Source organism: Ravibacter arvi, from assembly GCF_039540405.1.
Taxonomy (GTDB): Bacteria; Bacteroidota; Bacteroidia; order Cytophagales; family Spirosomataceae; genus Ravibacter; species Ravibacter arvi.
The window spans coordinates 250483-261898 of record NZ_BAABEY010000018.1 but is presented as its reverse complement, the minus strand read 5'-3'; the positions used below and the strand labels follow the sequence as shown (position 1 = coordinate 261898).

Genomic DNA, 11416 nt, shown 5'->3' with positions numbered 1-11416 from the left:
CCCGGACGGTCATTCTGAGAAAGAAGTTTTTTGCGAAAACACCTTGTAGCGGAGATGACAAATAGATGTTGTCAATGGAAGTCAATGGTAGCCGGAGGCTACCACCCGGACGGTCATCCTGAAGCGGAGCGCAGCGGAGTCGAAGGATCTCCTGTTGGTACTAAAAAGCCCGTTGAAATGGATTTGGTGCAGGGAGCGGGAGATCCCTCCGCTGCGGTCGGGATGACCCTCCGGATGGTGCGGCGCCAAACCTGTTGTTGTCAATGGCAGCGCATCTGCCGGATGGTCATCCTGAATGGAACGCAATGGAACTGAAGGATCTCCTGTTGGTAGAAAAAAGCCCTCTGAAAGGGATTGGGTGCAGGGAAAGGGAGATCCCTCCGCTGCGGTCGGGATGACCCTCCGGTTAGAGCGCCACCAAACCTGTTGTTGTCAATGGTAGCGCTTCTGCCGGATGGTCATCCTGAATGGAACGCAGTGGAACTGAAGGATCTCCTGTTGGTAGAAAAAAGCCCTCTGAAAGGGATTGGGTGCAGGGAAAGGGAGATCCCTCCGCTGCGGTCGGGATGACCCTCCGGTCAGAGTGACCCTCCGGTCAGAGTGACCCTCCGGTCTGAATACCCGTCCAGTCAGAATAGCCCGTTCGGTGAGAATGGCACGACGAATCACTCAGCTTCCAGGTTGGCCTTCGGGCCGAAACGATAATTTGCGCCGCCGAGGTCATTCGGATGGCTATTGGCCGCCAACACCGCCAGAATGGCGAGAAAAATCAGTAGCCAGATTAAATTCAGCTTGTAATTTACCGGGGCCGGAAGGTCGTTTTTCCAACCAGGTGCTATTCTTGGCACCAGGTAAATGATCGGGATGAAATTCAGCAGGTACAGGTACTGCTCTACCCGGTACAGGGAGAAGAAAGCCCCCGTCACCAGGATGCTCAAAAGGATGTACAGCCCGAAGTAGACCTTGTAAAAGCTAAACATCCCTTCAAAGGAACGTAACGAGCTGCCTTTGCGGGACATCAGGTAAGTCAACCCGAAAAAAAGAAAGTAAGGCCCCCAGTTCACCAGACCGGACACCCAATAGGGAAACCCTTCGTGCAACCCGGAAAAACGCGCGTGCAGCTTTTCGGTCCCCACGTTTTGCTGCCACATGATAAAGGGAACTACGGCCATCAGGATAATGAGCGGCAACTGGTGGACAACCTTTCCGGCTCCCTGATCTTTTTCTTCCCACTTCGACGTAAGAACCGAATAGGCCATCGAAGTACCGCCAAAAAAACCGATGCTGTACTCCATGACATTCCAGAAATTGAACTTCAGTTCCGATACACTCCCGAGCACCTGGAGAAAATTCCCGAAGGCAAAACCGAAGCCCGCTCCGAACGAAGTGAACAACGCCACCCTCAGGGCTGCGTACATTTCCTGCCGGACCATGTACCAGGCGGCAGCAAACGCCATGCCCAGACATCCGGCCCAAAGCTCAGACCGCGGAGGTGTCATCCGCCAGCCAAATTGCTCTACTACAAAAAAGTAAGTCACGATTGCCCCGATCACCATCTCCGTGATCAGCTTGTGCCACGGAATCCCTTTCCTGTTTTTAGGGGTACTCAAAGCGATTCCAAACAATCCGCCGCCCAGGAAACCGAACAATCCGCCTATAATCAGCAGCATCAGCAACCCATAATACACATTACCAAAGTCAGTGCTTCTTGCGTAACCCACTACCTTGCCATAGCTTGCCACCCCTCCTATCCCCCAGCCTAAGGCCCCCGCCAGGGTGACCGGTAGTGCTGATGCGATCCAGTCCTTCCGCTTGGAAAGTAAGAGCAGGGTAAGGCAACCTATTCCTCCCGCCCATGTCGCACCGTGCTCGTGACCAAACTGGCCTCTTACAGCCCACGCAGTTCCCAATGCCAGGCCGGTTAACAATATTGCGGGAAAAGTATCTGTTTTTTTCATGAGGGGTGAGGTTTGAGGGGTGAGGTATGAGGTTTGAGGTATGTAGGAAGGGTAATAGCTTACGCCTCACAGCTCACACCTATATACGGCATTGCGGGTCAAAATGACTATAAAAAAGTCCGGGTACTGCAAGGAATATTTGGCAGTACCCGGACTTTGATGCTGAAGGCCGCTGCAGGCGGGTTATGAGAGTTGAGGGTTGTGTCGTCGGGTGTCTTATTGCGGATGCAGGCTTGCACCTCACCGCTCACTCCTAATCACTTAAATTTATTTTCGGCGGTAACTGCTTTCCAGTCGTCAGTCCGGAACGGTTGCGCCGGCAATCCCTCCGCGTTAAACAGGTTGGCCTCCAGGTTGTCATCGGCCCATCCGTACCTTACCGCAACCGGGTTCGGAACGTTGTCAGCCCACACCACTACTTTATCGCCTGAAATCTCGGCCTTCGCCCAATGAAATTTCTGGTCCTCGCCCGCCACTTCAAACCCTTTCAGGTAACCGTATTTATCGGTGCCCGCAACCAGGCCTTTCCCGGTATGATCGAAAGCAACGGAAATCGCATTTCCCTCCTTCTTCATTTCCCTGAACGTCGGGCCGCTGAAAAGAACATCTTTGCCGTAAGCAACTTTAAACGCGTTCAACGCCAGTCGCTTGCCCACATCCTGTTTGTTCCTCGGGTGTATGTCGTCACGTTCGCCAATGTCATTGATCACGGCCATACCCGTTTTGGGCAAAGCCAACGTTTGTGTCTGCGCTTCCCTCAGTTCCGCCCAGGTGCTTCCCGTCTCACTGTTTCCACCGGCGGCCTTGAAGCTTGCAAGCTGTACAAACAGGAACGGGAATTCCTCCTTCCATTTCCTTCGCCAATCCGAAATCATGAGCGGGAAGGATTTACGGTACTGTACGGCCCTTCCGGCATTGGATTCTCCCTGGTACCAGATGACTCCCTGGAGGGCGTAGGGCACCAGCGGCGCAACCATAGAATTAAAAAGCAGTGTCGCAGCATGGTTGGGCCCGGTAAATTGCTTATTATCGATCACCTCGGCCACCCGGTACTTCCAGTCCCCGTCCAAAGCGACCTGGGTTTGCCCCTGCACCAGCAGCATCTGGTCGGCTCTGCCTGAAAACCCGCCGCTTCCTTCTGTATCCCGAATTCTGATGGCAATCGTATTTTTACCGGATTTCAGCACGTTGGCCGGGATGTGGTAAAACCTAGGCATTTTATTTTTAAGGGGGGTCTCCCCTATTTTCACACCATTTATATAGGTCTCATCCGCATCGGCCATCACTCCCAGGCTAAGCAGCGCGGGGCCGTTGCTTTCAAACGCAGGCACATCAATCGTTTTACGCACCCAGATCGTACCGTCGAAATAGGGCAACAACTGGAGGTCAAACACTACAGGAAGCGTTAACGATTTCCAGCCGCTGTCATCGAAGGCCGCTTCAGAGAAGCGCCGGGCCTCCGAAGCATCGGGAAGCGCCCCCTGCTCAGCTGAAATCTTGTCCAACAGGAGTTTTTTCCGCCGCTCGTTCAACTCTTCCACGCTGGCCGGCAGCTTAGCGGTAATCCCGGCAAACTCATCGAAACTGTCCACTCCTTCACGACTGATCCAGGATTCAATCTGCGTACCGCCCCACGACGTATTCACCAGCCCGATGGGTACTTCCAGGTCTTTAAAAAGCTCGCGGGCAAAAAAGAAGCCCACGGCCGAAAAGTCTCCCACCGTTGCCGGTCCTGCCACTACCCACGGGGTTTCTTTGATATCTTCCTCCTCTTTCAGGGAAATTACCCTCGGGATCGTAATATGACGAATCATAGGAAAATCAGCCGACTGTTTTTCCTGCTCCGCGTTGGTTACTGCATTTACCGTCCAGGCCATGTTCGACTGCCCGGAGCAAATCCAGACTTCACCGATGAACACATCGCCAACGGTCAGCGAATTCCTTTTTCCTTTTACCACCAGGTCATAAGGTCCGCCGGCTTCTTTTGCAGGCAGATCAATACGCCATTTACCGTCTTTATCGGCCTTTACGGTCAGTGACTTTTCATTTGCTCCCGTCTTTACAAGCGAGACCGACACCTTTTCACCGGGATCCGCCCAACCCCAAACCGGGATTGGTTTGTTTCGCTGAAGCACCATATGGTCACCAAAAAGGTGCGGCAGACGCACTTCCGCTTGGAGCGAAAATTGAACCAGGACTAATAAAAGTGAAATTGAAAGGGATATCCTCGACATACCGGCTTGATATAAGAAAGCAAAACGATGTAAAATAAAACGTCGTGAAAATGTAAAAAAAACGGGAGATTGCCAAAAGGCTACCTTTTTGGAAATGCAGGCTTTTACCAATTCGTTTCTACTAGTTTGAACGGATACGGGTATCTTTACCTAAAATGCCGGATTTCTCTATTGTTGGGTACACACGGTGAAAATTCATACGCTCATGCTACGACAGGGAAAAAACAGAAAAAGGCCGACCACAATCAAAGACATTGCGAAAGCATTGAATATTTCTGTCTCTACCGTGTCGAGAGCGATACGAGATACTTATGATGTGGGCCAGGAAACGCGGTCAAAGGTCCTGGAAATGGCTGCACAGCTGAAATACAGGCCCAACCTCAATGCCACCGGCCTGGTAAAAAGCAGTACCAAGAAAATCGGCGTCGTTATTCCAGCCATCACCAATTACTACTTCTCCACTGTCATTACCGGCATGAAGGACGTAGCCAGGGAAAATGACTTCCAACTGGTCTTATATATATCGGATGACAGCAGCAGCTCAGAAGCCGACATTCTCCGTAACCTCTCGGTCCACAGCGTAGACGGTCTCCTTATTTGCCTTTCCTCGGAAACAACTGATTACGAATTATTTGCGGAGCTGATGGAAGATGGCCTTCCCATTGTCTTTTTTGACCGGGTACCGTCCGAAATCAATACCTCCAAGGTCGTGCAGGACGATTTTAACGGTGCTTACCGTGCCACCACTCACCTGGTCCGGCAAGGCTACCGACGGCTGGCCCACATCACAGGCCCCTCCGGGCTGCAGCTTACTGAAGACCGGCTGGCAGGTTTTGTCGCTGCACTCCGGGACGCACAGATCCAGCTTAATCCGGATTGGGTGATTCATTCCGGTTTCTCCAGGCAACACGGCTTTGAGGATACTCTGCTGCTCTCCGCAATGAGCGAACGTCCCGACGCTATATTTGCTGTAAACGACCCAAAAGCTATAGGCGCCATGCTCGCTTGCCGGACAAACGACATCGTGGTCGGAGCGGAAATGGGCGTTATCGGCTTTACCAATGACCCCGTAGCAGAAATTGTCACCCCCACTCTGTCCTCCGTAGCTGAACCTGCCTACGAAATCGGTAGAAAAAGCTGCGAATTGCTTCTGAAACATATAAAGAAGGAAAACTTTCCCGGCGAAACCGCCGTGTTGTCCGGCGAGTTGTTTGTCAGGGATTCGACGAAGAAGTAGGACTACCCCAAATTATTTACCGTAAATTTTAAAGAAGTAAGCAAAAATTATATATTTGAAAACTAAATAAATAGTTATTTAATTAATTTATTAGTTGACATGCTGAAAAAACTGCTGGTATTGTTTATACTGTCGTACCCTTGTATGGGGCAGACGATCGTGTCGGAAGATGAGCTCTCCGCTCAGGATCAGGGCTGGATGAAAGATTACCAGGCCGGTCCGGTCCAGCTTGGAAAAGAACTGGCCGCAAGCTTCCAGGAAATACTGGACGCCGCCTTTCCCAGGTATTCGGCCAATTCGCAAAGGGTAATGCTGAGGGTTTTTGTCGGCGACAAAGGGAAAATCGACTACCTGGTATACGAAGTCCACGGAGATGACATAAAAAAGGAGGTTCTTGTCCGCATAATGCAGCATGAGCTGGGCCCGGCTTTTTCGAGCTGGCAAATGACCGGCGTTGACAGGAAGTACCTCTTCAACTTCTTTTTCGGGACAAAGGGTGTGAGGCAACCCACACGGTTAAGGCCAAAATCCGACAGCACTACCCTGACCACCCTGGAAGAATTACGGGCGTATCCCTTACCCGAAAAAATTACCACCATCAATCTCGGCGGGCTTGATCTCAGGCAGGTGCCTGAAGAAATCTATAGATTTCCAAATCTCAAAGTTCTTTCCCTGGAGGCCAATCAACTGACAAGCGCCCGGTTCCGGCTCGACAAATTTCCGCGCCTGGAGACGCTTATGCTTCACTCCAACCCTTTGACGCAACTGAAGCTGAAAGGTAAGTCCCGTCTCAAACGGATCAACCTGCAAACGGTAAAACTGAAGCATTCACCGGCAGCGCTGAAAAAACTACGTCAACTGGAATCGGTGTGGCTGGGTTTCAATCCCCAGCTGGATTTACGCAAAAAGGATTTCCGGCGCCTCCGTCGCATCGAAGATCTCAACCTGTACGCCTGCAAGCTCAAATCGCTTTCGCCCCATATCAGACTGGCAAAAAACCTGCAGGTACTGGACCTTTACTACAACGAACTGGAAGCATTGCCGGCGGCCATTACCCGGCTCAGCCGGCTCACCCACCTGGCAGCGGCCAACAACCGGCTGGAGAAACTGCCGGAAAACATGGGCAACTTAAAAAAGCTGCAGTACCTGTACCTGCACCACAACCGGCTGAGCAAACTGCCTGAGAGTATAGGCGCACTCGACAGCCTGGGCGTACTGGACATAGGCTACAACTGGTTTTACAGCTATCCCCTACCCGTAAACCATTTAAAAAACCTGAAAGAGCTCGATCTTTCGGGCAACAAGCTACCGGCCTTTCCCCCGGCGCTGACCGAGCTCATGAACCTGGACAGGATCTTTTTGCGCGGCAACCCTTTCCTGCAAAAAGAAAGAGACGTACAGTTTAACCGACAGATTGAAACTGTCGAACAACGCAACGGGGAAATCTTCTACTGAAGCTACAGGTTCAGGTACCTGAGAAATTCACTACGGGTTTCTTCTTTCTGAAACTTCCCGCCATAATAGGAGGTAATGGTAGTGCTCGCATGATCTTCCACACCGCGCATACATACGCACATGTGCCTGGCATCAATAAGTACTGCTATATCTTCGGTATCAAGCACCTGCCTGAGCTCGTTGGCGATCTGAACCGTCAGGCGCTCCTGCACCTGCGGCCGCTTGGAGAAATACTGTACAATCCGGTTGAGCTTGGAAAGTCCGATCACCTTCCCGCTGGAAATATAGGCGACGTGCGCCCTGCCAAAAATGGGAACAAAATGATGCTCGCAGTTTGAAAAAACGGTAATGTCTTTCTCCACCAGCATCTGGTTATACCTGTATTTATTATCGAACAGGGTGACTGCGGGTTTATTCACCGGGTTTAACCCGCTGAACACTTCTTTCACGTACATTTTTGCCACCCGCGCCGGAGTTCCCTTCAGGCTGTCGTCATTCAGATCAAGCCCCAGAATCTCCATAATACTCTTGAAATGCTCGCCGATCAGCTCAATTTTAAGCTCGTCGTCCAAACGAAAAGCGTCTTCCCGCATCGGTGTTTCCAAAGATGCAAAATGATGCTGGTCGCCTTTTTCTTCGACCTGGTCATCAAGCAGGATACTCGACGAAGTTCCGTTCTGTTTCATACAATCTGATTTTCAAATTCAAATTCGGGTCAATGTGCGGCCGGAGCAAATCGTGTATCACGATGGCTATATTCTCTGCCGAGGGCATCACAGTCTGAAATTCCGCTACCTCAATATTCAGGTTACGGTGGTCAAATTTCTCTACCACATGAACCTGCATCAGGTCGCTGAGCAGTTTCATGTCCATTACATAGCCGGTTTCCGGATCAACCGGCCCCGTCACCTGTACAATGACATCGTAGTTATGCCCGTGAAAATTGGGGTTATTACATTTCCCGAACACGGCCTGGTTCTTCGCATCCGACCAGGCAGGGTTATGCAGGCGATGCGCAGCGTTAAAGCCTTCCTTTCGAAAAACAGAAACTATCTTTTCGGACATATTTACTGACTATAAATAATTCCTTACAATGTCGTTACAAAGTTTGTGTACAACACATTCCAAGGTTCGGAACGAGGCGAAGCATTCCAAAGACTTTTCAACTGGCATTTTCGTCAAAAAACGAAAATCAAACTTCGGTTCAGCAGCGTCGAAGGTCGCAAAAATAACGACACCCCGGGCAATCGGTCCCTATTTTTAACTAGTTTGACCCACAATTAGCACGGAAAACACTTTCTTTAGTACATTCGCGGTGCCGAACCCATCCGAGGGTACAACAAGCCCGCATCTATAAAAGTTCGCAACCGAAGCAAGAGAATCTATAACTTACCCAATCACATAACTGATGAGTACCCAAAAAAATAAATACTTAGGCCCTCTGATCATCATTGGCGTTCTGTTCTTTGTGTTCGGTTTTGTCACCTGGGTCAACGCAACCCTGATTTCCTTCTTTAAAAAAGCATTCAATCTGGATAACGCGGGTTCCTACCTGGTAACCTTCGCTTTCTTTATCTCATACACCATCATGGCCCTGCCTTCGTCGATGGTAATCAACAAGATCGGGTTCAAAAACGGGATGGCACTCGGCCTGCTCGTTATGGCTGTGGGTACCCTTATTTTCATCCCGGCGGCTCAAATCGCCTCCTACCCCATGTTCCTCGCCGGCTTATTCACCATCGGTATCGGTTTAACCCTGCTGCAAACCGCATCAAATCCCTACGTAACCATTCTTGGTCCTAAGGAAAGCGCCGCACAACGTATCAGCTTCATGGGGATCGCCAACAAAATGGCCGGGGTCTTCAGCCAGATGATCTTCGCCGGCATCCTTCTCGGCGGTGGGGCGGTAGCCGTTTCCGCACAGGAAGAGCTGAAAAAGGTGGAAGTTCCCTACATGATCCTTACGGGCGTTCTTGTGCTTCTCGCCCTGGTGGTGCGCACGACGAAAGGACTTCCGGAACTGGAAGCCGAAGAAGAGACAGTTGCCGATTCCAAATCGTCCGTGCAAAAAAACAGCATCTGGCAATTTCCCAACCTGATCCTCGGCATCGTGGCTATTTTCTGTTACGTAGGCGTTGAAGTAATCGCTGCCGACACGGTTATCAGCTATGGTATTTCCCTCGGTTTCCCGGAAGAACAGGCCAGCAAATTCGGTCTCTTTACACTTTGGGGAATGACCATCGGTTATCTGTTAGGGGTAGTTCTGATCCCGAAATTCATTTCGCAGACCACCTACCTCATTGCCTCGGGCTTTATGGGAATCGCGTTTTCATTGTTCGCTATTTTCACTGCCGGTATTACCTCGGTTTACTGTATTGCCCTGCTGGGCTTTGCCCATGCGCTGGTGTGGCCGGCACTTTGGCCGCTCGCACTCGACGGGCTCGGAAAATTCACAAAGACAGCCTCGGCGCTCCTGATTATGGGGATCTCCGGTGGTGCCGTACTGCCTATGGTTTACGGCGCTATTGCTGACAGCATCGGCAGCACGCAACAGGCCTACTGGCTGCTACTGCCGCTATACGGGTACATCCTGTTTTATGCTTTGGTTGGACACAAAAAAAGATCCTGGTAGTTTATGTTGGTTAGTACGCCGGGCAGAATCTGCCTGTTTGGAGAGCACCAGGATTACCTTGGCCTGCCGGTGGTGGCCGCCGCAATTTCCAGGAGAATCCAGGTATCCGGGACCTACCGGGACGACAAAAAAGTAGTTATTGATCTCCCGGACCTCAATCAGAAAATTGAGTTTTCTATTGATCATACTTTTCCCTACACGCAGGAACGGGATTATTACAAAAGCACCATCAACGTGCTCCGGCGAAAAGGCGCCGGCTTTTCGAGGGGATTTGACTGTGTGGTACGCGGAAATATCCCCATTAATTCAGGCACATCCAGCTCTTCGGCGCTGATTGTCTCATGGGCGGGGTTCCTCGACCGGATGAGCGACCAGCCTGTGGGATATTCCCCTAAGGAAATCGGGGAAATCGCCTACCTGGCCGAAGTTCCCGAATTTGGCGAACCCGGCGGTATGATGGATCACTATTCAACCGCTATCGGGAATGTCATTTACCTGGAATCCGTTCCGGCAATACAGGTGGAAGCGCTCACGCCGCAGCTGGGCAGCTTTGTTCTGGGCGACTCCCTCGAGCCCAAAGACACCATCGGCATCCTGGCCCGCTGCCGCTATGGAATGGAAGCCATTGTTAAGAAAGTGACTGAAAAGGATCCTGCCTTCAGCATTTTTACTACTGAGGAATCCGCCGTCGACGACTACCGGTCATTACTCAGCACCGACGAGCTTGCCTTGCTCCGTGCCAACCTGGAAGACCGGGAATTGTTAAAAAAGGGCAAAGCACTGCTGCAATCCGCAACGGATTCCGCCGGCTTGGACCGCGAATTAGGGTCACTGCTTTACAAACACCACCGGAACCTCCGGGATTTCAAGCAAACCTCAACCCCGAAAATAGAGAGAATGATGGATGCCGCCCTCTCGGTCGGGGCGCTCGGCGGTAAAATAAACGGCTCGGGTGGCGGCGGGTGCATGTTTGTGTATGCGCCTGAAAATGCTGAAACGGTAGCCGAGGCAATAGAAAAAGCAGGCGGAAAAAGCCATATCATCCAGGTCGCCAATGGCATAGAATGGCAATAGGAGACCGGACGACTTTCCCAAAAAAGGATCTTCCCATGACATCTCATAAAAAATACGGCCTGATCGGATACCCTTTGACGCATTCGTTTTCGAAGAAATACTTCGGCGATAAGTTTATCCGGGAGCAGATTTCAGATTGCTCCTATGACCTCTTCCCGCTGGAAAAGATCGGGCAGGTCAAAGATCTGCTGAAAACCAAGGGGCTCATCGGGCTTAATGTCACGATTCCCTATAAAGTGGAAGTAATTCCCTTCCTGGACGAGCTGGACGAAAGGACCGCCGGCCGGATCGGGGCGGTCAATACCATATCCGTATATCCGGACGGCTCAACCAAAGGTTTTAATACCGATTACTACGGCTTCCGGTATTCGCTCGAAGAGTGGATGGACCACCGTGGCGACAATCCGGCTGATCTGAAAGCGCTCGTCCTCGGAAACGGCGGCGCATCCAAAGCGGTGATGACGGCGCTCGATGACCTCCAAACGCCTTACCAACTGGTCTCCAGGCAGTCCGGCGATCATGCCATCTCTTACGAAGAGGTCACCGCCGAGGTACTGGCCGAACACCTGCTGATCGTCAATACCACGCCGCTGGGCATGAGCCCCAATATTGACTCGGCCCCAGCCCTTCCCTATGACGCGCTGACCTCACGTCATTATCTGTATGACCTGGTTTACAACCCGGAGAAAACGCTTTTCCTGAAAAAAGGCGAGGAACAGGGTGCTGCCACCCTCAACGGCCTCAAAATGTTGTACCTGCAGGCAGAAAAATCCTGGAGCATCTGGAACGACGAAATGCTCATGATGTAACCCCTACCGCTCACTCC

12 protein-coding genes are annotated in these 11416 nt (G+C 51.3%); 8 read left to right on the top strand and 4 right to left on the bottom strand.

Annotation, left to right across the window (positions count from 1 at the left end; all coding sequences use genetic code 11):
* Nucleotides 1-54 precede the first annotated feature (54 nt).
* Genes ABD852_RS09615 through ABD852_RS09605 form a run of 3 tightly spaced genes read left to right on the top strand, consistent with a single transcriptional unit; the run spans nucleotide 55 to nucleotide 570 of the window.
* A complete protein-coding gene (locus tag ABD852_RS09615) occupies nucleotides 55-315 on the top strand; it encodes a hypothetical protein (protein WP_345028193.1) in 261 nt (86 codons plus the stop codon).
* A complete protein-coding gene (locus tag ABD852_RS09610; RefSeq protein WP_345028192.1) occupies nucleotides 296-442 on the top strand; it encodes a hypothetical protein in 147 nt (48 codons plus the stop codon). Before ABD852_RS09615 ends, ABD852_RS09610 begins: the two co-directional genes overlap by 20 nt.
* A complete protein-coding gene (locus ABD852_RS09605; RefSeq protein ID WP_345028190.1) occupies nucleotides 436-570 on the top strand; it encodes a hypothetical protein in 135 nt (44 codons plus the stop codon). Before ABD852_RS09610 ends, ABD852_RS09605 begins: the two co-directional genes overlap by 7 nt.
* Before the next feature lie 95 nt (nucleotides 571-665).
* Here the strand turns inward: ABD852_RS09605 and ABD852_RS09600 are convergent, their stop codons facing one another.
* The gene (locus tag ABD852_RS09600) at nucleotides 666-1958 is read right to left on the bottom strand and encodes a hypothetical protein (protein WP_345028189.1); all 1293 of its coding nucleotides are present in this window, start codon (nucleotides 1956-1958) and stop codon (nucleotides 666-668) included.
* A 257-nt stretch (nucleotides 1959-2215) separates the two neighbouring features.
* Nucleotides 2216-4192 (bottom strand): sialate O-acetylesterase, encoded by a 1977-nt coding sequence (locus ABD852_RS09595; protein ID WP_345028186.1) that lies wholly within the window; start codon nucleotides 4190-4192, stop codon nucleotides 2216-2218.
* 205 nt (nucleotides 4193-4397) lie between these two features.
* Here ABD852_RS09595 and ABD852_RS09590 point away from each other — a divergent pair, with 205 nt between their 5' ends.
* Together ABD852_RS09590 and ABD852_RS09585 are read left to right on the top strand one after the other, a co-directional pair.
* On the top strand, nucleotides 4398-5429 hold the full coding sequence (locus ABD852_RS09590; RefSeq protein ID WP_345028184.1) for a LacI family DNA-binding transcriptional regulator: 1032 nt from the start codon (nucleotides 4398-4400) through the stop codon (nucleotides 5427-5429).
* A 99-nt stretch (nucleotides 5430-5528) separates the two neighbouring features.
* Nucleotides 5529-6884 carry a leucine-rich repeat domain-containing protein gene (locus tag ABD852_RS09585; protein WP_345028183.1) on the top strand — a complete coding sequence of 452 codons (1356 nt, stop codon included), beginning with the start codon at nucleotides 5529-5531 and terminating at the stop codon, nucleotides 6882-6884.
* Between the two features lie 2 nt (nucleotides 6885-6886).
* Here ABD852_RS09585 and folE read toward each other — a convergent pair whose 3' ends face one another.
* Both folE and ABD852_RS09575 read right to left on the bottom strand, forming a co-directional pair.
* Nucleotides 6887-7570 (bottom strand): GTP cyclohydrolase I FolE, encoded by a 684-nt coding sequence (gene folE / locus ABD852_RS09580; protein ID WP_345028182.1) that lies wholly within the window; start codon nucleotides 7568-7570, stop codon nucleotides 6887-6889.
* The gene (locus ABD852_RS09575) at nucleotides 7533-7949 is read right to left on the bottom strand and encodes a 6-pyruvoyl trahydropterin synthase family protein (protein WP_345028181.1); all 417 of its coding nucleotides are present in this window, start codon (nucleotides 7947-7949) and stop codon (nucleotides 7533-7535) included. The genes folE and ABD852_RS09575 overlap by 38 nt, the downstream gene beginning before the upstream one ends.
* A gap of 343 nt (nucleotides 7950-8292) precedes the next feature.
* On the opposite strand from ABD852_RS09575, the gene ABD852_RS09570 reads away from it, so the two are divergent.
* Genes ABD852_RS09570 through ABD852_RS09560 form a run of 3 tightly spaced genes read left to right on the top strand, consistent with a single transcriptional unit; the run spans nucleotide 8293 to nucleotide 11399 of the window.
* A complete protein-coding gene (locus ABD852_RS09570; protein ID WP_345028180.1) occupies nucleotides 8293-9516 on the top strand; it encodes a sugar MFS transporter in 1224 nt (407 codons plus the stop codon).
* Between the two features lie 3 nt (nucleotides 9517-9519).
* On the top strand, nucleotides 9520-10590 hold the full coding sequence (locus ABD852_RS09565) for a GHMP family kinase ATP-binding protein (protein ID WP_345028179.1): 1071 nt from the start codon (nucleotides 9520-9522) through the stop codon (nucleotides 10588-10590).
* 35 nt (nucleotides 10591-10625) lie between these two features.
* Nucleotides 10626-11399 (top strand): shikimate dehydrogenase family protein, encoded by a 774-nt coding sequence (locus ABD852_RS09560; RefSeq protein ID WP_345028176.1) that lies wholly within the window; start codon nucleotides 10626-10628, stop codon nucleotides 11397-11399.
* Nucleotides 11400-11416 lie beyond the last annotated feature (17 nt).

Coding starts and splice junctions, on each gene's coding strand:
- ABD852_RS09615 (WP_345028193.1), top strand. CDS start 55: ATGACAAATAGATGTTGTCAATGGAAGTCAATGGTAGCCGGAGGCTAC.
- ABD852_RS09610 (WP_345028192.1), top strand. CDS start 296: ATGGAACGCAATGGAACTGAAGGATCTCCTGTTGGTAGAAAAAAGCCC.
- ABD852_RS09605 (WP_345028190.1), top strand. CDS start 436: ATGGTAGCGCTTCTGCCGGATGGTCATCCTGAATGGAACGCAGTGGAA.
- ABD852_RS09600 (WP_345028189.1), bottom strand. CDS start 1,958: ATGAAAAAAACAGATACTTTTCCCGCAATATTGTTAACCGGCCTGGCA.
- ABD852_RS09595 (WP_345028186.1), bottom strand. CDS start 4,192: ATGTCGAGGATATCCCTTTCAATTTCACTTTTATTAGTCCTGGTTCAA.
- ABD852_RS09590 (WP_345028184.1), top strand. CDS start 4,398: ATGCTACGACAGGGAAAAAACAGAAAAAGGCCGACCACAATCAAAGAC.
- ABD852_RS09585 (WP_345028183.1), top strand. CDS start 5,529: ATGCTGAAAAAACTGCTGGTATTGTTTATACTGTCGTACCCTTGTATG.
- folE (WP_345028182.1), bottom strand. CDS start 7,570: ATGAAACAGAACGGAACTTCGTCGAGTATCCTGCTTGATGACCAGGTC.
- ABD852_RS09575 (WP_345028181.1), bottom strand. CDS start 7,949: ATGTCCGAAAAGATAGTTTCTGTTTTTCGAAAGGAAGGCTTTAACGCT.
- ABD852_RS09570 (WP_345028180.1), top strand. CDS start 8,293: ATGAGTACCCAAAAAAATAAATACTTAGGCCCTCTGATCATCATTGGC.
- ABD852_RS09565 (WP_345028179.1), top strand. CDS start 9,520: ATGTTGGTTAGTACGCCGGGCAGAATCTGCCTGTTTGGAGAGCACCAG.
- ABD852_RS09560 (WP_345028176.1), top strand. CDS start 10,626: ATGACATCTCATAAAAAATACGGCCTGATCGGATACCCTTTGACGCAT.